This window comes from Streptosporangium sp. NPDC048047, from assembly GCF_040653115.1.
Taxonomy (GTDB): Bacteria; Actinomycetota; Actinomycetes; order Streptosporangiales; family Streptosporangiaceae; genus Streptosporangium.
Genome location: NZ_JBEZNH010000020.1, coordinates 72,996 through 90,792 on the forward strand (window position 1 = coordinate 72,996; position 17,797 = coordinate 90,792).

The following is a 17,797-nucleotide window of genomic DNA, read 5'->3' on the forward strand; positions in this document are numbered from 1 at the left end:
GGACCACCGTGGTGATCGTGTCAGGGACACCGGACCGTTCCGGGGCGGGACCCGGGGCCGGCGGCCTGTATGCATTCATGATCACGGCATGAGTTTGCCTTGCCGCCCCACCAGCCAATCTCCACGACATGAACGTGACACCGAACACCCACGGCATGACCGGAACACACGTCCACGACGCGACCGGGGCGCCGGACGGCGACCGGCGCCCGGAGGGCCGCCCCGCCGTCTCCGCCCGCGCGCTCGTCCTGGCGGCCTGCGCGATGTCGCCCGCGCTCTGCCTCCCCCTCCCCGCCTCGGCCGCCGCGCCGGTCGCCGGTCCGGCGGCCGCCTCCGCCCCGGCCGTCGCGGTCCCGGCCGCCGGACCGGAGGGGCCCGCCGACGGAAGCGCGCCCCTGCGCTTCCGGCTGCGGTCTACGGCGAACTCCAGCCAGGTCAACGGCGGGGCCCGGGAGTTCAGCATCGGGGTGGACGTGCAGAGCCTCAACAAGGGACCCGTGACGCTCGTCGGGATCGGCCGCAGCGGCCCGGGGCTGCGGCTGATGTCCGCCGACGACAGCCCCCAGACGGTCCAGCCGAAGGAGCGGGTGAGCTACGAGCTGCGCTACCGGGTGACCGACTGCGACGCCGTGCCGCGGAAGGACTGGCCCGTCCCGGTCCGCGTCAGGCAGGGCACGGGCCGGCGGGTCGTCGAGGTCCCGCTGGCCGGGTTCGACCGGGACGCCATGGAGGGCGGCGAGGGATCCTCGGCGACCGTCCCCTGGCAGGCGGCCATGGCCGGGGAGGTGTGCCGGATCTTCTGACGGCCTCCCGTACGGACGTCCCGACGGCGCCCGGCGTCTCCCGGAGACGTCGAGGGACGGCTCCGGCCGGGTAAAACGTTCCACGGTTCGGTGCGGAACGGCGTCCTCCGCCGGGCGGCCCGGAGTACCTTCGGGGTGCTCCGGGCCTTCCCCGAAGCCGGCGCCGTACGGCCAGGCGGCCCCGTTCCGCGTCCCCTCCCGCCAGGGCGGAGAGGCCCCGCGTGGAGGTGATCGATGACAGTCGTCGCGGCGGTGCTGCTCGCGACCGGCCTGGCGGTCTCCGGCTGCGAGGCCGGCGGCGCCGGGGTGCCGGGAGGACTCGCCGGGCCCGTGCCGCCCGGCGGTCCGGGCGGCCCCGGGGGCTCCGAGCGGCACGAGACCGTCTCCTACGACGTCGCCGGCCCGCTGACCGGCCTGAGGGTCGCGACCGCCGGGACCATCGAGGTGACGGAGACGTCCCGCCCCGGGGCCCACGTCACCGAGAGCCTGCGGTGGACGGACCGCAGGCCCGTCACCCGGCATCCCGTGCTGGACGGCACGCTGACGCTCGACTACACGTGCCCGCCGGTGTCCGACGGGATCGGCCGGACGTGCGTCGTGGACTACCGGGTGGAGATCCCGCGCGGCCTGCGGGTCAAGGCCGACAGCGGGGCCGGGCGGATCGGGCTGCACGGCCTGTCGGGCCCGGTGGAGGCGAGCTCGGGGGCCGGTGACGTCGTGGCCGACGGCCTGACGGGCCGGCAGGTGTCCGCCGCGGCCGGGGCCGGCGCCGTACGGCTGGGGTTCGCCGGTCCGCCCGACGCGGTGGACGTGCGGACCGGCACCGGCGACGGTGTGGTGCGGCTGCCGCCCGGGACCTACCGGATCGTCACCGGCACCGCCACGGGGCTCACCCGGGTCGCCGTCGCCGACGACCCGGCCTCGCCGCGGCTGGTCCGGGTCCTCACCGGCACGGGGAACATCGACGTCTCCCCCGCGTGACCCGGCTCGTCCCCGCTGCCGGCGGATGGCGCCTCAGCCTTCGGATGACCCTCCGGGGACGGTGACCGCCCTCCCGGGCCTCCCGGGCCTTCTGGGAGCGGTGACCGCTCGGAAGGCGTCGACGAAGGTCGGATGGATGTCGAAGACGTTGTGCAGCCCCGTGGCCAGCAGCAGCCGCTCCAGGCTTCCGTGGACGCCGCTGAGCGCCAGCCGCAGCCCCTGGTCCTCGCTGCGGTGCAGCGCCAGGACCAGCTCGCTCATCCCCACCGAGTCGCAGAAGGAGACCTCCGCCAGGTCCACGACCAGCGCCGGGGCGGCGGGCCGCTCCGTGGCCTCCCGCAGCCGGTCGCGCAGCACCGGCGCCGAGCCCAGGTCGAGCTCCCCGCGGGCGCGGAGGATGACCACTCCGTCACGCGTCTGGGACGAGATGGTGAGCGCCGTGGCGCTTTGCGGCTGGGACGCCATGATCATTTCCTCATATCCGTATTCCGTGATCCGCAACAGGTGACGGGCGCATCCGCCGCCGGACGCGGCGGAACACGGGGATGTCACCCTCGTGACCGGCCGAATCGCTGGACGAACGCCGAAAAAAACGGTGTTATCCGCTCGTGGACCCCCTCATCCGCACGCGATGGCCGACCGTCGCCGGCGACCGGTCCCGCTCCACACCGGATCACGCCGGAGTGGAGGCAACCACGCCTCCCTACCCGATCACCGTCCTGTCACACCGGTTCCGGGAGACGTCAGCCTTTCAGTCGTCTCCCAATGGCATCCCCAAAATCAGGAGAAAGACCCCAAAACTAGCCATAAATCCTGTTTTAGGGATGGATGTCCGGGCAGGCGTGCCTCGCCCGGGGCCTCCCAGGCAGGTCCGAAGAAGGAGCCCCGATCCGCCGTGCCCGATCGCCACGACCCGCAGCAGGAATCCCCGTTCACGGCCACGCGGGAGCCGGGCACGCCGACGGCCACCGTCCCCGGGAGGGCCACCGCCTCCGAGCTCACCCTGGGCATCGAGGAGGAGCTCCTGCTGATCGATCCGCGGACCGGCCTGGCGCTGCCCCTCGCGGAGGAGGTGCTCGGACGCGTGACCGGCCCGGCCCGCGACCGGATAGTGCCGGAGCTGACCCGGATGCAGATCGAGGTCAACAGCGGCGTCCACACCGGGCTGCGCGACCTCGCGGACGACCTGCTGCGGCTGCGCGACGCCGCGGCCGAAGCCGCCGCGGGGGCCGGAGCCGCTCCGGCCGCGTGCGGCACGTGCCTGGCCGGGGACGGCGGCATGCCGCCGCTGACGGACTCCCCCCGCTACCACCGCATCCACGGGCACTACCGGGCGCTGCTGCGGGGCCAGGTCGTGTGCGGCTGCCACGTGCACGTCGGGATCCCCGACCGGGAGGAGGCCGTCCAGGTCATGAACCACGCGCGGCCCTGGCTGCCGACCCTCCTGGCCCTGTCCGCCAACTCCCCCGTCTGCGACGGCGTCGACACCGGGTACGCGAGCTGGCGGGCCACGCTGTGGTCCCGGTGGCCGAGCGTCGGGCCGCCGCCCGTCTTCGAGTCCGCCGCGCACTACGACGCCCTCGTCGAGACCCTGTGCGAGAGCGGGACCATCCTGGACCGCGGGATGCTCCACTGGCTGATCAGACCTTCCCACCACCTGCCGACCCTGGAGTTCCGCACCGCCGACACCTGCGCCACCGTGGAGGAGGCCACGGTGCTGGCCGGGCTGGTCCGCGGACTGGTCGCCGCCCTCCTCGCCGACGTGCGGCGCGGCGTCCCGCCGCCCCCGGTCGACCAGACGCCGCTGCTCGCCGCGTACTGGCGGGCGGCCCGCGACGGCATCGAGGGCGACGGGGTGGAGCTCCCCTCCGGCCGCCGGGCGCCTGCGTGGGAGCTGGCCGGCCGGCTGCTGGACCGCGCCCGCCCCGGCCTGGAGGAGAGCGGCGACCTCGGCCTGGTGGCGACCGGGCTGGACCGGATCCGGCGCCTCGGCTCCGGCGCGGCCCGCCAGCGCGCCGCCTACCACCGCCGCCGGCGGGTGACCGACGTGGCCGAGCTGGTCGTCCGGCAGACCCTGGCCGTCCCCGGTTTCCTCACCGGCCTTCCCCCGCGGCCGCGCCCGGCCGCCGCCGACCTCCCCTTCTGACGGCGGGCGCGGGGGCGGAGGGGGCCGTTCCCGGCGGAGGGGGCCGTTCCCGGCGGCGGGCGCGGAGGCCCGGTGTCACCTCGCGGCGGAGGCCGCGACCAGCGACGGATAGTCCTTCAGCTCGATGTCCGTGGCGAACCGGTCGGTCAGCTTCACCATGAGCGCGAACATGAGCCGACGCCGGAACATCCAGTTCCGCATCCTGATCCTCCCGCGGGTCGACGGGGCGAGGAAGGCGCCGGCGTCGCCCTTCCGGGTCACCTTGGCGTAGCCGCGGAGCAGCTCCTCGTACCCGCGGAACCCCGCCCGGTGGTCGCCGCCGGCCAGCGCCAGCTCCCCGGCCAGCACGTACGCGCCCACGAGGGCCAGACCGGTGCCGAAGCCGCCGAGGGTGTTGCCGTAGGCCGCGTCGCCGAGCAGCACCACCCGCCCACTGGCGTACCGGTCGATGTGGACCCGGCTGATCGAGTCGAGATAGAGCTCGCGGGCGTGCGGCAGACGAGCGAGGATCTCGGGCACCCGCCAGCCCGCGTCCCGGTAGGCGTCGGCCAGGATCCGCTTCTGCGCCTCGACGTCGTAGCGGTCGTAGTCGAGCCGCGGGGAGGCGAAGACGAAGAAGGCGGGCGACTTGGGGCCGCCGAGCGAGACCATCCGGCCGGGCTCGTTGTACATCCCGGTGCCGAGGTCGGCGCCGAGGTCGGCCAGCGCGTAGTGGTACCCGAGGAAGCGCACGTACTCGGACTCGGGGCCGAAGGCCAGCCGCCGCACGTTGGAGTGGATGCCGTCCGCGCCGACCACCAGGTCGAAGGTGCGCGGCGCGCCGCACTCGAAGGTGACGTGCACGCCGTCCGCCGTCTCGGTGAGCGAGGTGATCGAGTCGCCGAAGACGTACTCGCAGCGGCCCGCCGTCCTCTCGTACAGCAGGTCCGACAGGTCGCCTCGGAGGATCTCGACGTCGCCGCCGGTGAACTCGCCCGGCAGGACCGCCAGCCGCCGTCCGGCGGCGTCGACGATGTCCTGGTCGGTGCCGCCGGTCTGACGGCGCCGCACCTCCTCCAGGACGCCCATCCGCCTCAGCACGGAGAGCTGGGTCTCGCCCTTGAAGTCGACGGCCTGCCCTCCGGGGCGCAGCGAGGGCGCCCGCTCGACGACGGTGACGGCGCAGCCGTAGCGGTTCAGCCAGTAGGCGAGTGCGGGGCCGGCGATGCTCGCGCCGGAGATGAGGACCGTGGTGTTCTTCATGCCTCCGACCTTCGCCGGGGGCGCTGACAGCCCGCGGACCACCGGCTGACACCCGCGCTCCCCGGCCGCCGCGCACTGTCAGCCGCTGTCAGCGCCGCCGCGTCCCCGCACGTCCGCACCCCGCGTCTACACGGGTTCATCCTCGAGTTCCGCGTCTCCGTGTCCTCACCCCCGGATCCCCGCGCGTCCGCGCCCCGCGTCTACACGGGTCCGCCGTCCTCGTCCGCCTCGGCGGCGAGCATCGCCCGCGCCTCGTCACGGCCCATGGCGGCCCCGCGGGCGAACGCCGCCGCGAACGCCTCCGCCCCGGCGAGGTCCCTCGCGTCCACGGCGGTCCGCGCGACGTCGCGGTCCCCCGCCACGGCCAGGCCGCGCAGCGCCACCGCCGCTCCCAGCAGCAGGGCGGCCCGCTCTCCCGCCTCCCGCGCGCTCTCCCCGGTCCGCGCGAGGCCCGCCGTACCCGCCGCGGCGTCCCCGGTCGTGGAGCCCCCGGCGGCCGTCGCCGGCTCTCCCCCGTGCCTCGGCAGTACGGCGTCCGCCCACCCTTCGGCGGCGGCGGCGAGGTCCGGCGTCAGCGGTGACCTGCGGGCCTCGGCCAGCGCCCGCCGGTGCCGGAGCCGTGCCCCGGCGACGTCGCCCTCTGCCGCGGCCAGCCGCCCGAGCGCGGTGAGCGCCCGCGCCCGCGCCCCCGCCGCCAGGGTCCCGCCCTCCGCGACGCGCAGCGCGGCGCCGGACAGCCGGCGGGCCTCGGCGAGGTCACCCCGGTACCAGGCGATCCGGCCCAGGCCCAGGTGGACCTCGGCGGGCGCGTCCGGCCAGCCCGCCTCGCGGGCGAGCTCCGCGGCCCGCCGGTAGTCGCCGTCGGCGGCGGCGAGGTCGCCCTGGCGCACCAGCGCCTCGGCCCGGTGCGCGAGCAGGTCGGCGCTCTCCTCCAGGGCTCCGAGCTCCTCCATGAGCCGCAGCGCCTCGTCCCACAGTTCCCGGGCCCGCGCCCACTCGCCGCGCGACCCCGCGATCAGGGCCAGCCCGTCGAGCACCTGGGCGGTCCCCCAGCGCTCGCCGAGGTCGCGGAACCGCGGCAGCGCCTCCGTGAACTCCCGCTCCCCCCGGGCGACCTCGCCGCCGAACACCGCCAGCAGGGCCCGGCTCAGCCGTCCCAGCGCCCGGTTCCACGGGTCGGAGCCGAGCAGCCGCTCCGCCCCGGGCCCGATCGGCTCCGGCAGCCCCCACGGCCCGGCGAGCATGCCCCACAGCGCCACGGTGAACGGGTGGCGCGTCGGCCGGTCCAGCGACCGCATGATCTCCCCGGCCCGCTCCCAGTGCTCCGCCGGCGCCCGCGGCATGGCGTGCGCCACGCACACGACGTACTCCTCCTCCAGCCCCCCGGGCGGACCGCCGGCCGCGTCGAGGAGTTCGGCGGCGGCCTCCCCGGCCTGGCTGCGCCGCCCGCTCAGCCACCAGTAAGCCGCCAGCGCGGCGACCAGCCGCATCGCCGTCTCCCGGTCCCCGTGTACGGCCCAGCGCAGCGCGGCCATCAGGTTGCCGTGCTCGGCCGACAATCGCTCCAGCCACTCGAGCTGCCCGGCCCGGAGCAGGTGGGGGCCGGCGCGTTCGGCGAGGCCGAGGAAGTGGCGGGCGTGGGCGGCGCGCAGGCGCTCCTCCTCCCCGGCTTCGGCCAGCTTCCCGGCGCAGAACAGCAGGATCGTGCTGAGCATCCGGTAGCGGTCGCCGTCCGCCTCGACCAGCGACCTGTCCACCAGGTCGGCCAGCAGTCCGGCGGCGTCGTCCACGCCGCAGACCTCCTCGACCGCTTCCAGGGACGCGCCGCCGGTGAACACGGCGAGCCGCCGGGCCAGCGCCCGCTCGTCGGGGGTGAGGAGATCCCAGCTCCACTCCACCACCGCGCGCAGGGTCCGGTGCCGGGCCGCCGCCGTACGGTCGCCGCGCGACAGCAGCCGGAACCGGCCGTGCTCGGCCAGCCGCGCGGCGATCTCCTCGGCGGTGAACGACCGCAGCCGCGCCGCCGCCAGCTCGATGGCCAGCGGCAGGCCGTCCAGCGCCGCGCAGATCCGGACGACCGCGGCCGCGTTGCCCGGCTCCACCTCGAAGCCGGGCCGTACGGCGGCCGCCCGGTCGGCGAACAGGCGGACGGCGGGGTAGGCGGCCGCGTCCCGCGGCGGCGGGTCCGGGGGCGGGACGGCCAGCGGAGCCAGCGGCACCAGCGTCTCACCGGTGATGCCGAGGGGCTCGCGGCTGGTGGTGAGGACGCTCAGCCCCGGGCAGTCGGCCAGCAGCTCGCGGACCAGCGCGGCGGTCCCGGCGACCACGTGCTCGCAGTTGTCGAGGACGAGCAGCGTCTCCCGGCCGGCGAGCGCCGTCACCAGGCGGCCGACGGGATCGGCCGCGCGGGGTGACTGGAACCCGGCCTCGCGCAGCCCGAGCGCGCCGAGCACCGCCCGGGACACCTGGTCGTCGCCGGCGGCGGAGGTCAGGTCGGCGAAGCACGCCTCGCGCCGGTCCCTCCCGGCCGCCTCGATCGCGAGCCGGGTCTTGCCGATGCCGCCCGGACCGGTGATCGTGACGAGCCGGGAGCCGCGCAGCGCGCCGAGCCGCTCCAGTTCCGGCTCGCGTCCCACGAAGCTGGTGAGCTGGGCCGCGAGCCGCCGCCTCGGCGGCGGTGCGGGCTCGGCGGCGCGCAGCACGGCCAGGTGGACGGCCGCCAGTTCCGGGGAGGGGTCGGCGCCGAGCTCCTCGGCGAGGGTCCGCCGGGTCTCCTCGAAGACCTCCAGCGCCTCGGCCTGCCGTCCGGCCGCGTGCAGGGCCCGCATGAGCTGGCCCCTGAGCCGTTCCCGCAGGGGGTGCGCGTCCGCCAGCCGCCGCAGCCCGGCCACCGAGGTCCCCTCGGGGAGGGCGAGCTCGGCCTCGGCGAGATCCTCCGCGGCGACGAGCCGCAGCTCCTCCAGGTGCGTCTCCCGGGCCCGGCGGAACGATCCGGGCGGCAGGTCGGCCAGGGCGGGTCCCCGCCACAGGCCGAGCGCCTCGCGCAGCATGCCCGCCGCGGCCTCGTGACGGCCCTCGGCCAGCAGCCGCCGCCCCTCGCGGGCGAGCCGTTCGAACCGGTGGACGTCGACGTCGCCGGGATCGGCCGCGAGGCGGTACCCGGTCCCGTGGAACTCCACGGTTCCGGCGGGCAGGCTCCGGCGCAGCCGGGACACCTGGGCCTGCAGCGCGTTCGCGGCGCCGGCCGGGGGGTCGTCGCCGTACTGGCCGTCGATCAGCTCCGTCACGCCGACCACCCGGCCGGCGTTCAGCAGCAGCATCACCAGCAGGGCGCGCGGCCGGGGACCGCCCACCGGGATCTCCTCACCGGAGGCGGACCGCACCTCCAGTGGCCCCAGAACGCCGAACCGCACGGCATTGATTGTCCCCCATATCCGGTGTGTTCCGCCGACCTGGAGCCTCAGGGCTCTTCGGCCCTACGGCTCCTCCGGCGCGGATCGCGGGGCGCGGTCGCGGCGGGTGCGGAGCTTGTGCCGGTTGCCGCAGCGGTCCATCGAGCACCAGCGGCGGGCGCCGGGACGGGAGGTGTCCAGGAAGACGAGGAGGCAGCGCTCCCCGCCGCACACGCGCACCCGGGAGGCCATCGGCCCGCCGAACAGCTCGACGGCGTCCCTGGCGACCGCGGACAGGAACTGCGTGCCGGTCACCGGCGTCGCCCAGCCCAGCCGGAAGGACGGCGTGATCAGGGGTGCGGGAGGCGGGGCGGCGGCGAACTCGTTGAGCACGGCGAGCGCGCCCCGCGGATCGACGGCGGGCGCGCCCTCCGCCTCCGCCGCGCCCTCCGTCCCCGTCGCGCGCTCGGCCAGGGCCTGGATCGCGGCGCGCAGCCGTTTGGCCCCGGCCAGGTCGGCCTCGCCGACCACGATCCGGTCCGGCAGGCCGAGCCTGGACCGAGGGATCCAGGCCGCCAGGTCCTCCGGCGTGTGCAACCGCTCCCACTGCGGGAGCGCGCCGGTGAGCAGGAACTCCAGGCACAGCGTCCCCGCGTCGAAGCGGAAGGTCTGACCGTCCCTGGGTGTCAGGAGGATGCCGCTTGCGTTGTTCACCCCGCCAGTCTAGCCTCTGACACCAGTTAAACCGGTGTCATCATCCGGTGCGAACGAGAGGCGGGGTCATGCGGGAGATCATCGATCTGATGGACCGGGCGTGGGAGGCCAACCGGAACGGCGACGCCGCCTTCTACGACGGCTTCCTCACCGACGACCCGGTCAGCGTCTCACCGTGGGGCGTGGTGACCGACCGGGACGCGATCCTGAAGGGGTTCGCCGAGAACCGGAACCCCTACACCCGCACCGAACAGTCGGACCACCGGGTGATCACGCTGGGTCCCGGCAGCGTCGTGCACACCAGCAGGGTCGAGATCGACATGCTGGTGAACGGCACCGACCCGCAGACCATGACGGTCTTCGCCACCACCGCGCTGACCCGGAGCGCGGACGGGGCCTGGAGGGCGGCCCTCTTCCAGATCACCCCCGAGCCCGCCCACTGACGCGGGTCACCGGACCGGCCGGGCGGATCCCGCGCCGGCCGGTGGCCACCCGGCGCCGGATGACCGCCGGACCTGGTCGGAAGCGCGGTGCCGTACGGTCGCCGGGCCGCGTCAGCCGGCCACCGCGCGCAGCGCGCCGGGTGCGCGGCCGGCGAGACGGTCGAGGGCGGCGGACGTGGCGTCGTCGGCGGGGAGGTACACGACCAGGCGTTGGTCGTCCGCGCCGGACGGGTTGAGCGCCTCGCACACCAGCCGCAACTCACCGACCTCCGGGTGGACCAGCCGCTCGGCGCCCATGTCCCGGGAGTGCACGGCAGGAGCGGCCGGGACCGCCATCCGGGCGGCGAACGACGCGCCGGCGACGCCCGTCAGCTCCTCGGCGAACCCGGCGAGGTGCGGATCCGCCGGGGAGCATCCGGCCCGCAGGACGGCGATCCGCTCATCGGCCACCCGGTCCCAGTCGGGGTAGGCGGCCCGGGCGCGGGGATCGGTGAACAGGTGACGGACGACGTTGGGCGACCGGCCGTCCAGGAGCCCGATCGGACCGGCGAGCCGCTCGTAGCCGCCGGTGAAGGCCAGCACGTCCCCCAGCCGGTTGAGCAGCACGGCGGGCGCGGGGTCGAGCCGGTCGAGCAGCGCCCGCATCGTGGGGCGGACCGACCGGTCAGGCGGCGCGGTTCCCGGACAGGCCAGCAGGTCACCGCTGACCGTCTTGGCGGCGCGCAGGAGGCAGAACCGCTCGTCCGCGGAGAGGCGCAGCGCGTCGGCGAGCGCGGTGAGCACCTGCGGGGACGGATGCCGGTCGCGTCCCTGCTCCAGCCGCGTGAGGTACTCGACGCTGACTCCGGCGAGCGTGGCCAGCTCGGCCCGGCGCAGCCCGGGGGTACGCCGCCGCATGCCTTCGGGGAGCCCGACCTCGGCGGGCGTGACGGCCTCGCGGCGGGCGCGCAGGAACATGCCCAGTTCGTTGTCACTCACATCCAGAACGTACCGCCCGGTACCGGTACCGAGGGTGGCCCCACGAGGGCCAGCCTCCGGCCGGTCTCCCTCCGCCGCGTACGGCCCGGCAGGTTGGTGGTCGTCCACCGGCGCGTCCTCTCCGACGCCCCGGAACCGCGAGCACGAGGAGACACCCCAGATGATCCGCATAGCCGTCGTCGTCGGCAGCACCCGTCCCGGACGCCGGGGCGCGGGCGTGGCCCGCTGGGTCGAGGAGGCCGCCGGACGGCACGCCGCCGTCGCGTCCGGCGAGGCGGCCGTCGAGCTGGTCGACGTCGCCGAGTACGGCCTGCCGCTGCTGGACGAACCCCTTCCGGCGATCTTCGGCGACTACCGCAACCTCCACACCGTGCGGTGGGCCGAGACGATCCGCTCGTTCGACGCGTTCGTGTTCGTCACCCCGGAGTACAACCACTCCGTCCCCGCCGCGTTGAAGAACGCGATCGACTACCTGTACGCCGAGTGGCACGACAAGGCGGCCGGGATCGTCGGGTACGGCGTCGAGGGCGGGATCCGCGCCGCGGAGCACCTGCGGCTGGTCCTGGCCGAGACGAAGGTCGCGGTCGTGGGCACCCAGGTGGCGCTGTCGATGTTCACCGACATCGTCGTCACCGATCCCGCCGACCCCGGCGTGCTCTCCCCGACGGAGCGCCAGCAGAAGGCCATGACGACCATGATGGACGAGGTGGTCGCGTGGTCCCGTGCCCTGCGGCCGCTGCGCGAGCCCGCCGGGACGGGGGACGGTCTCCCGCCGGTCTCCCTCAGCGCGGCGCGATCGGGCGGTTCGGCACAGTGATCTACGACGGCCCACGACGCGGAGGAAACCGGCCATGTGGGTGATGATCCGTTACCGAATCCGGCCGGATCGGCTGGAGGAGCACCTCGAATCGTTGCGCGCCGTACAGGAGGAGATGGCGGCGCTCCGCCCGGAGGGCCTGCGCGAGGCGGTCTTCCGGCTCGCCGACGAGGTGGGCTTCGTGCACCTCGTGGAGGTCGAACACGGCCCGGAGGTACTGGGCCGGATGGAGACCTTCAGACGCTTCCGCGCGACGCTCGACGAGCGGTGCGACGAGCCTCCGGTCATGACCGAGTTGCACCCCTCCGGCGCGTACCGCTTCCCCGGGCTGCCCGCGTTTTTCTGACCGGGCCCGTACCAGGCGCCGGGCGGGACGTCAGGCGCGGAAGAGGCGCCAGAACGCCAGCGCGATCTCATCCGCGGGCGCCGGGGGGTCGCCGGTGACCCAGTGCGCGATCACACCGGTGAGTGCGCCGGCCAGGTAGGCGGCGTGCGTCTCCGCGGGGACGTCGCCGGGCCCTCCGGCGCGGGACCCGCCGGCGAGGCGCCCGGCCAGCTCGGCGGTGAGCCGTTCGCGCATGCGCGTGACGAACAGCGCGCTGCCCTGGGGTCCCAGCATCCGCCGGTACAGCGGGGCCGCGGCGGCCACGTGACCGAACAGGACGGTCAGCGGCTCGGGGGTCCGGTCGCGGGGCGCGTCGCGCGGGCACAGCGCGGCGGCCCGGGCCACCTGGGTCACCGCCTCCTCCATGGCGTCGGTCACGAGCGCGTCGACGTCGGGGAAGTGCAGGTAGACCGTCGCCCGGTTCACCCCGGCGCACCTGGCGACCTCGGACACCGTGATGGCGCCCACGTCCTTCTCCGCGGCCAGGGTGAGGACCGCTGTGCGCAGCCGCGCGCGGGTGCGCCGTACTCGGGGGTCGTCCGCCTTCATGCCGGGACTATACAACAGGTGTTGCATAATAGACACATGTCGTATAAGTTGCCCGTCATGCGAATCGAGATCTGGGCGGACGTGGTCTGCGGATGGGCGTACATCGGCAAGCGGCGGCTGGAGGCGGCACTGGCCGACCCGGTCTTCGACGGCGTCCCCGTCGAGGTCGTGTGGCGGCCGTTCCGGATCGACCCCACCGCGCCGGCGCGGTCCGTCCCCCTTGAGGAGGCGCTCGCCGACCCCGCGGTGGACACCGCGCTGCGCGTCTGCGCGCCCGGCCTGTCCCCGGGGGAGAACCGGACGCGGGTCTCGGACATCGCCGCCGCGGAGGGGATCGGCCCGCGCTGGGGCGCGGCCTGGCGGGCGAGCAGCCATGACGCGCACCGCCTGCTGTTCCTCGCCTACGAGCACGGCGGCGCGGAGCTGCAGAACGCCGTGGCCGAGCGGGTGATGCGGGCCCACTTCGTCGACGGCGACGACATCGCCGACCGCCGGACCCTCGCCGCCGCCGCGGCCGAGGCCGGCTTCGCCGACGGCGGCGCGCTGCTGGAGACCGGAGCGGGTGAGGACGAGGTGCGGGAGCTGCTCCTCGTCGGCAGGGCGCGCGGGGTGACGACCTCTCCGACGATCGTCGTCGGTGACCGCGCGCTGGCCGGCGCCCAGCCCGCCGAGGTGATCCGGGACTTCGCCGCCCGGGGCGGCCACCGCCGCGAGCTGCCCGAGGAGGTGGAGCGGCTGCGCCACGCCGAGGCCCTCCTCGACCGGCGCGACCCGCTCGGGGCGCTGGTCCTGCTGCGGCCCCTGCTCGGCGCGCACGGCGACGACCGCAACGTGCTGATGCCGGCCGCCCGCGCCTACTTCGCCTCGGCGCAGCTCGGCCGGGCCCGCGCCACGCTGGAGCGGCTGGTCGCCGTCGCGCCGGACGACTCCTACGCCCGGCTCCTGCTCGGCCGCACCCTGCGGCGGCAGGGCCTCGCGGAGGAGGCCGCCGCGCACCTGAACATGGCCGCCGCCATGTCCCCGGAGTACGGCTGAGCCGCGCCCGCCCACGGGCGTCCGGGTGGACGGGACACGTCCACCCGGCGACCCGGCCCCACTCCCCTCATGGGGTGCCGGCTGTGACGTCGAACCGCCGGAAGGAGGCGCGGGCCGTCCCGTCCCTGGTGGCGCGATCCGCTCCGCCCGTGGTGAGGCGGACCGTCCCGTCCGTGGCCGCGCGGCCCGCTCCGCCCGTGGTGGCGCGGACCGTCCCGCCCGTGGCAGGGCGGGCCGCCTCTCCCGCCTCTCCCGCCTCTCCCGCCGCGAAGAGCCCGAGGACCGCGCCCACCCACACGCCCGGCACCGCGTCGAAGACCCCGCCCGTGCCGATGTCCCCGCCGGCGCCCTCGCCGGCGCGGAAGACGCATCTGCCGCGGGCGTCCACCTCGACGCGGAGCTCGGCCTCCGGCCGTTCCAGCGGCACCGGCGGCGCCAGGTCCCGCTCCGCCTCCCCCTCGCCCGCCGTACGGCAGGCCAGCACCGGCCCGGCGGCGGTGAGCTCCACCCCGAGCCAGGCGTAGGCCCGGCCGAGGACCACCAGCCCGGCACGGGCGCCCGGCTCGGCGTCCAGCGTCAGCCGCGTGACGGCGGCGAACGGCCCGGCGGGCAGCCGCTGCGCCAGGATCCCGCCGTGTTCGCGCAGGTCATCGGGACCGGGAAGACAGGTGAGCGTTAACATCCCATCGCCGGACGAACACTGTCCCGGGCGCGGGTTGACCGGCCGGTGCCACTGCGGGCCGGGCTCCGGGCCTGCGAAGTCGTCGCTGACCGGCGGGGCGGCGGGCTCGCATCCGGCGACGGGCTTGCGCCCGCCCGGCACGGGACGCCCGCCGTCGCCGACGACCGGCCAGCCGTCGGCGTCCCAGCGCAGCGGCTGCAGGTGGACGACCCTGCCGAAGGGCCCTCGGTCCTGGAAGTGCAGGAACCAGTGCGAACCGTCGGGGGCGTCCACCCACGCGCCCTGGTGCGGCCCGTTGACGTCGGTGTCCCCCTGTCGCAGCACGATCCGGTCCTCGTACGGCCCGGCGATGTCGCGGGCTCGGAAGACCGACTGCCAGCCGTCTGCCACTCCCCCGGCGGGCGCGAAGATCCAGCAGTGGCCGTCACGCCGGTAGAGCTTGGGCCCCTCCAGCGTCCGGTAGCCGGGCAGCCGGTCGCCGTCGACGACGATCCGGCCCTCGTCCAGCAGCCGCGTGGCGTCCGGCGTCATCCGGTGCAGGGTCAGCCGGTTGTTCACCCCGGCGCGGCTGCGGGCCCAGCCGTGCACGAGGTAGGCGCTGCCGTCGTCGTCCCAGAACGGACACGGGTCGATGAGGCCGAGCCCGGCCTTGAGCAGGCGGGGTTCGCTCCAGGGGCCGCGCGGGTCGGCGGCGGTGAGCACGTGGACGCCGCGGTCGGGGTCACCGTAGAAGATCCAGAACCGGCCGTCGTGGTGACGCAGCGAGGGCGCCCAGACCCGTTGGCCCGGCTCCGGCCTGGTCAGCCCGGCGAGCGTGGGCAGGGCGTGCCCGATGACGGTCCAGTTGACCAGGTCGCGCGAGTGCAGAATCGGCAGGCCGGGCACCTTGGAGAAGCTGGAGGCCGTCAGGTAGAAGTCCTCACCGACGCGGATCGCGTCGGGGTCCGACCAGTCGGCGTCGAGCACGGGGTTGCGGTAGGTGCCGTCTCCGAGGTCGGCGGTCCGGGGACCGGTCCTTCCGGTCCGGGGGCCGGTCCTTCTGTCCGTCGGGGCGGTGGGCATGGCCGGATACTCCTTCGTGGGCTCCACGGGCGCCGGCCGCGCGCCACGCGGCCGGTCTGCTGGAAACCCTGCGGCAACGGGACTCCGGGGTCAACGGCGCCCCGCCCGGCAGGCCACCGTCGCGATGTTCGGCGCCCTGCCGGTCCCGCCGACCGCCGTCTTCGCCTGCTCCGACGCGATGGCCGTCGGGGTCTTCCAGGCCCTCGCCGGACTCGGTCTGCGCGTACCCGGCGACGTGAGCGTGATCGGTTTCGACGACTCGGTGGCGGCGGTCCACGTCACCCCCGCGCTGACCACCGTCCGCCGGCCCTGGCCCGAGCTGGGCGCCGCCGCGCTGGCCGCCCCGCTGCCGGGGGATCCGCCGGTCCGGGTGGAACCGCCCACCGGCATCGTCGTACGGCACAGCACCGCTTCCGTCTGACCGCCCGCCCGCGGCTACGGCCGCGGCTCGCCGTACCAGCGCCAGGAGGTCAGGCGGGGGCGGCCGGGAAGCTCGCCGCGCCCGGTGGCCCACAGCAGGGTGGCCCAGGGGCCGGTGTCCCTCGGGGCGTCCGGGAACAGCCGGGCGAGCACCCGCTCGCACAGGCCGGCGGGCGGCGCCCAGCCGAGCCCGAGTCCCCCGGCAACGTCGTGGATGTGCACCAGGGCCTCCACGATCCCCATCGCGGCGAACCCCTCCGGGTCGGAGGCCCCGAAGACATGGTGGGCACGGACCTCCGGCGGCGTCGTGCGCACCATGGCGGACAGCAGCGCGCCGCTCGTCTCCAGCACCTGCGGCAGCGCCTCCGGGCCCGCCGCGCGGTCGGCGTGGACCGCGTTCCGCGGGCCACCGGGCCTGAGCCGCTCCAGACGGAAGGGCACCTCGCGGTCGCCGGGCGGTGTGCGGAGGCCGAGCTGCACGGCGTAGGCGAAGAGGTCGTCGCTCAGGTGCTCGACGGTCTCCCAGCGGGTCCACTCCAGCGAGCCCGCCATGTCGTCCCACGCGGTCACGGGCACGCGGCGGACGACCTCCACGGCGAGCCGTACGGCCTCGTCGACGTCGTCGGCGGTGACGGGGGACCGGGGCGGCGCGGTTTCGCGGGGCTGTGACATGCCACGGACCATACCGCCGCGCGGACCCTCACCCGGACGGCCGGAACCACCGTCGGCCACGGCCCGCCGCCGCTTCTCCGTCTCCTGGAACGAAGAGCCGGAAAGTAACTTGCATTGGCTAAGTTAGGTTGCTAACTTATCGGCATGGAACGCAGCCTGAGCCTGAGCCTCCACGTACTCACCGCCCGGCTGGACCGGGCCGCCGACCGGATCCTGCGGGCGGAGTACAACGTCTCCTACAGCCGCTTCGTTGCGCTCACCCTCGTGGGGGAGCTGGGAGCCTCGACGCAGCGGACCCTCGCCGAGTACCTCGGCGTGACCGAGCCGTCGGTGAGCCGCATGACCTCGGTCCTCGCCGCCGACGGGCTCCTCGACGTCCGGCCCGACCCCGCCGGGGGGAACCGCCGGCGGCTCAGCCTCACCGACGAGGGGAAGCGGCTGGTCACCTCCATCCAGCAGGACCTGGAGGGCAAGCTGGCCGGGATCGTCGCGCGCAGCGGCGTGCCGTACGACGAGTACGCCGAGCACACCGCGCGACTGCTGGCGACGTTCGAGGGACTGGAGAGGGAGACCGGAAAATGAGTGAGAACCTTCAGACCCCGCTCTCCAGCCTGCGCACGGCCGTCTCGGCCGACGGCACGGCGATCGGCTACCGGACCATGGGCTCCGGGCCCGACCTCATCGTGCTCGGCGGAACACTGAAGACCGCGGAGGACTACCTGCCGCTGGCCGCCCCGCTGGCCCGGTCCTTCACGGTGCACGTCGTCGACCGGCGAGGCCGCGGCGCCAGCGGTCCCCAGGGGCCCGGCTACTCCCTGGAGAAGGAGGTGGAGGACCTCATCGCCGTCCAGGCGGACACCGGGGCGCGACTGGCGTTCGGGCACAGCTACGGCGGCCTCGTCGTCCTCGAGACCGCGCGGTCGCACTCCCTGTTCGACCGCATCGCGGTCTACGAGCCCGGGGTGGCGTGCGCCCCCGTCCCCACCGCCTGGTTGGCCCCCTTCCGGGAGCGGCTGGCCGCCGGAGACCCCTACGGGGCGTTCATCCACTTCGTCCAGGGGTCGGGCGGCGCGCCGGCCTTCATGACCAAGCTGCCGCACTGGTACCTGCGGATGGTGTTCCGCGCGGCGTTCCGCGGACCGGCCTGGCAGCGGATGCGTCCTCTTCTGGAGTCCTGCGCGCGCGAGCACGAGCAGATCGCCGCCCAGTACGGCCGGCTCGCCGAGTTCGCGGACGTCACCGCCCCGGTTCTGCTGCTGGTGGGCGGCCGCACCCCGCAGAGGCACCGGGAGGAGTTCGTCATGCTCCGCGACACCCTTCCCACCGCCGTGCTCGAAACCCTGGACGGCCTCAACCACATGGGCCCGTCGGAACGGAAGCCGGCCCCGGCGGTGGCCGAACGGATCCTGCCGTTCCTCCTGTGAGGCCCGGCCCTCCCGCGACGACTCGGCCGAACGCCCGCGGTTCGGCTCGCCC

Annotated in this window: 18 protein-coding genes; 10 read left to right on the plus strand and 8 right to left on the minus strand. The window is 75.3% G+C overall.

The genetic code is table 11. The features are described from left to right. Window positions 1–128 precede the first annotated feature (128 nt). Together AB0D67_RS19240 and AB0D67_RS19245 are read left to right on the plus strand one after the other, a co-directional pair. Entirely contained in the window at window positions 129–803 is a 675-nt protein-coding gene (locus AB0D67_RS19240) for a hypothetical protein (protein ID WP_362936921.1), read from the plus strand. Between the two features lie 234 nt (window positions 804–1,037). Then, window positions 1,038–1,784 carry a hypothetical protein gene (locus AB0D67_RS19245; RefSeq protein WP_362936924.1) on the plus strand — a complete coding sequence of 249 codons (747 nt, stop codon included), beginning with the start codon at window positions 1,038–1,040 and terminating at the stop codon, window positions 1,782–1,784. 33 nt (window positions 1,785–1,817) lie between these two features. On the opposite strand, the gene AB0D67_RS19250 is transcribed toward AB0D67_RS19245, so the two are convergent. Continuing rightward, window positions 1,818–2,249, minus strand: coding sequence for an anti-sigma factor antagonist (locus AB0D67_RS19250; protein ID WP_362936927.1), 432 nt, complete (start codon window positions 2,247–2,249; stop codon window positions 1,818–1,820). A gap of 430 nt (window positions 2,250–2,679) precedes the next feature. Here AB0D67_RS19250 and AB0D67_RS19255 point away from each other — a divergent pair, with 430 nt between their 5' ends. Then, window positions 2,680–3,930 carry a glutamate--cysteine ligase gene (locus AB0D67_RS19255; RefSeq protein ID WP_362936930.1) on the plus strand — a complete coding sequence of 417 codons (1,251 nt, stop codon included), beginning with the start codon at window positions 2,680–2,682 and terminating at the stop codon, window positions 3,928–3,930. Between the two features lie 75 nt (window positions 3,931–4,005). On the opposite strand, the gene AB0D67_RS19260 is transcribed toward AB0D67_RS19255, so the two are convergent. The 3 genes from AB0D67_RS19260 to AB0D67_RS19270 all read right to left on the minus strand — a co-directional run bounded on the left by AB0D67_RS19260 (window position 4,006) and on the right by AB0D67_RS19270 (window position 9,278). Further along, on the minus strand, window positions 4,006–5,172 hold the full coding sequence (locus AB0D67_RS19260) for an FAD-dependent monooxygenase (protein WP_362936933.1): 1,167 nt from the start codon (window positions 5,170–5,172) through the stop codon (window positions 4,006–4,008). 200 nt (window positions 5,173–5,372) lie between these two features. After that, entirely contained in the window at window positions 5,373–8,585 is a 3,213-nt protein-coding gene (locus AB0D67_RS19265; RefSeq protein WP_362936936.1) for a BTAD domain-containing putative transcriptional regulator, read from the minus strand. Window positions 8,586–8,648: 63 nt separating this feature from the next. Continuing rightward, on the minus strand, window positions 8,649–9,278 hold the full coding sequence (locus tag AB0D67_RS19270; protein WP_362936940.1) for a CGNR zinc finger domain-containing protein: 630 nt from the start codon (window positions 9,276–9,278) through the stop codon (window positions 8,649–8,651). Window positions 9,279–9,325: 47 nt separating this feature from the next. Between AB0D67_RS19270 and AB0D67_RS19275 the strand changes: the two genes are divergently transcribed. Beyond that, a complete protein-coding gene (locus tag AB0D67_RS19275; RefSeq protein WP_362936943.1) occupies window positions 9,326–9,721 on the plus strand; it encodes a nuclear transport factor 2 family protein in 396 nt (131 codons plus the stop codon). A 111-nt stretch (window positions 9,722–9,832) separates the two neighbouring features. On the opposite strand, the gene AB0D67_RS19280 is transcribed toward AB0D67_RS19275, so the two are convergent. Further along, complete coding sequence (locus AB0D67_RS19280; RefSeq protein WP_362936946.1) at window positions 9,833–10,699, minus strand: helix-turn-helix domain-containing protein; 867 nt, start codon at window positions 10,697–10,699, stop codon at window positions 9,833–9,835. 160 nt (window positions 10,700–10,859) lie between these two features. On the opposite strand from AB0D67_RS19280, the gene AB0D67_RS19285 reads away from it, so the two are divergent. Together AB0D67_RS19285 and AB0D67_RS19290 are read left to right on the plus strand one after the other, a co-directional pair. Next, window positions 10,860–11,516 carry an NAD(P)H-dependent oxidoreductase gene (locus AB0D67_RS19285; protein ID WP_362936949.1) on the plus strand — a complete coding sequence of 219 codons (657 nt, stop codon included), beginning with the start codon at window positions 10,860–10,862 and terminating at the stop codon, window positions 11,514–11,516. Between the two features lie 43 nt (window positions 11,517–11,559). Further along, the gene (locus AB0D67_RS19290) at window positions 11,560–11,862 is read left to right on the plus strand and encodes a hypothetical protein (protein ID WP_362936952.1); all 303 of its coding nucleotides are present in this window, start codon (window positions 11,560–11,562) and stop codon (window positions 11,860–11,862) included. Between the two features lie 30 nt (window positions 11,863–11,892). On the opposite strand, the gene AB0D67_RS19295 is transcribed toward AB0D67_RS19290, so the two are convergent. Beyond that, window positions 11,893–12,450, minus strand: coding sequence for a TetR/AcrR family transcriptional regulator (locus tag AB0D67_RS19295; RefSeq protein ID WP_362936955.1), 558 nt, complete (start codon window positions 12,448–12,450; stop codon window positions 11,893–11,895). A 57-nt stretch (window positions 12,451–12,507) separates the two neighbouring features. Here AB0D67_RS19295 and AB0D67_RS19300 point away from each other — a divergent pair, with 57 nt between their 5' ends. Next, on the plus strand, window positions 12,508–13,485 hold the full coding sequence (locus AB0D67_RS19300; protein ID WP_362936958.1) for a DsbA family oxidoreductase: 978 nt from the start codon (window positions 12,508–12,510) through the stop codon (window positions 13,483–13,485). A gap of 67 nt (window positions 13,486–13,552) precedes the next feature. Here the strand turns inward: AB0D67_RS19300 and AB0D67_RS19305 are convergent, their stop codons facing one another. Further along, window positions 13,553–15,229, minus strand: coding sequence for a family 43 glycosylhydrolase (locus tag AB0D67_RS19305; protein WP_362936961.1), 1,677 nt, complete (start codon window positions 15,227–15,229; stop codon window positions 13,553–13,555). Here AB0D67_RS19305 and AB0D67_RS19310 point away from each other — a divergent pair. Then, entirely contained in the window at window positions 15,228–15,650 is a 423-nt protein-coding gene (locus tag AB0D67_RS19310) for a substrate-binding domain-containing protein (protein ID WP_362936964.1), read from the plus strand. The genes AB0D67_RS19305 and AB0D67_RS19310 overlap by 2 nt on opposite strands. Before the next feature lie 14 nt (window positions 15,651–15,664). Here the strand turns inward: AB0D67_RS19310 and AB0D67_RS19315 are convergent, their stop codons facing one another. After that, window positions 15,665–16,321 (minus strand): hypothetical protein, encoded by a 657-nt coding sequence (locus AB0D67_RS19315; RefSeq protein WP_362936967.1) that lies wholly within the window; start codon window positions 16,319–16,321, stop codon window positions 15,665–15,667. 144 nt (window positions 16,322–16,465) lie between these two features. On the opposite strand from AB0D67_RS19315, the gene AB0D67_RS19320 reads away from it, so the two are divergent. Together AB0D67_RS19320 and AB0D67_RS19325 are read left to right on the plus strand one after the other, a co-directional pair. Beyond that, window positions 16,466–16,903, plus strand: a complete 438-nt coding sequence (locus AB0D67_RS19320; protein WP_362936970.1) for a MarR family transcriptional regulator — start codon at window positions 16,466–16,468, stop codon at window positions 16,901–16,903. Then, the gene (locus tag AB0D67_RS19325) at window positions 16,900–17,745 is read left to right on the plus strand and encodes an alpha/beta hydrolase (RefSeq protein WP_362936973.1); all 846 of its coding nucleotides are present in this window, start codon (window positions 16,900–16,902) and stop codon (window positions 17,743–17,745) included. The genes AB0D67_RS19320 and AB0D67_RS19325 overlap by 4 nt, the downstream gene beginning before the upstream one ends. Window positions 17,746–17,797 lie beyond the last annotated feature (52 nt).

What these genes read in the sequence shown, in the direction of transcription:
- AB0D67_RS19305 (WP_362936961.1), bottom strand. Translation starts at nt 15,229, where the DNA reads ATGCCCACCGCCCCGACGGACAGAAGGACCGGCCCCCGGACCGGAAGG.
- AB0D67_RS19315 (WP_362936967.1), bottom strand. Translation starts at nt 16,321, where the DNA reads ATGTCACAGCCCCGCGAAACCGCGCCGCCCCGGTCCCCCGTCACCGCC.
- AB0D67_RS19300 (WP_362936958.1), top strand. Translation starts at nt 12,508, where the DNA reads ATGCGAATCGAGATCTGGGCGGACGTGGTCTGCGGATGGGCGTACATC.
- AB0D67_RS19310 (WP_362936964.1), top strand. Translation starts at nt 15,228, where the DNA reads ATGGCCGGATACTCCTTCGTGGGCTCCACGGGCGCCGGCCGCGCGCCA.
- AB0D67_RS19240 (WP_362936921.1), top strand. Translation starts at nt 129, where the DNA reads ATGAACGTGACACCGAACACCCACGGCATGACCGGAACACACGTCCAC.
- AB0D67_RS19250 (WP_362936927.1), bottom strand. Translation starts at nt 2,249, where the DNA reads ATGGCGTCCCAGCCGCAAAGCGCCACGGCGCTCACCATCTCGTCCCAG.
- AB0D67_RS19320 (WP_362936970.1), top strand. Translation starts at nt 16,466, where the DNA reads ATGGAACGCAGCCTGAGCCTGAGCCTCCACGTACTCACCGCCCGGCTG.
- AB0D67_RS19325 (WP_362936973.1), top strand. Translation starts at nt 16,900, where the DNA reads ATGAGTGAGAACCTTCAGACCCCGCTCTCCAGCCTGCGCACGGCCGTC.
- AB0D67_RS19285 (WP_362936949.1), top strand. Translation starts at nt 10,860, where the DNA reads ATGATCCGCATAGCCGTCGTCGTCGGCAGCACCCGTCCCGGACGCCGG.
- AB0D67_RS19295 (WP_362936955.1), bottom strand. Translation starts at nt 12,450, where the DNA reads ATGAAGGCGGACGACCCCCGAGTACGGCGCACCCGCGCGCGGCTGCGC.
- AB0D67_RS19260 (WP_362936933.1), bottom strand. Translation starts at nt 5,172, where the DNA reads ATGAAGAACACCACGGTCCTCATCTCCGGCGCGAGCATCGCCGGCCCC.
- AB0D67_RS19245 (WP_362936924.1), top strand. Translation starts at nt 1,038, where the DNA reads ATGACAGTCGTCGCGGCGGTGCTGCTCGCGACCGGCCTGGCGGTCTCC.
- AB0D67_RS19290 (WP_362936952.1), top strand. Translation starts at nt 11,560, where the DNA reads ATGATCCGTTACCGAATCCGGCCGGATCGGCTGGAGGAGCACCTCGAA.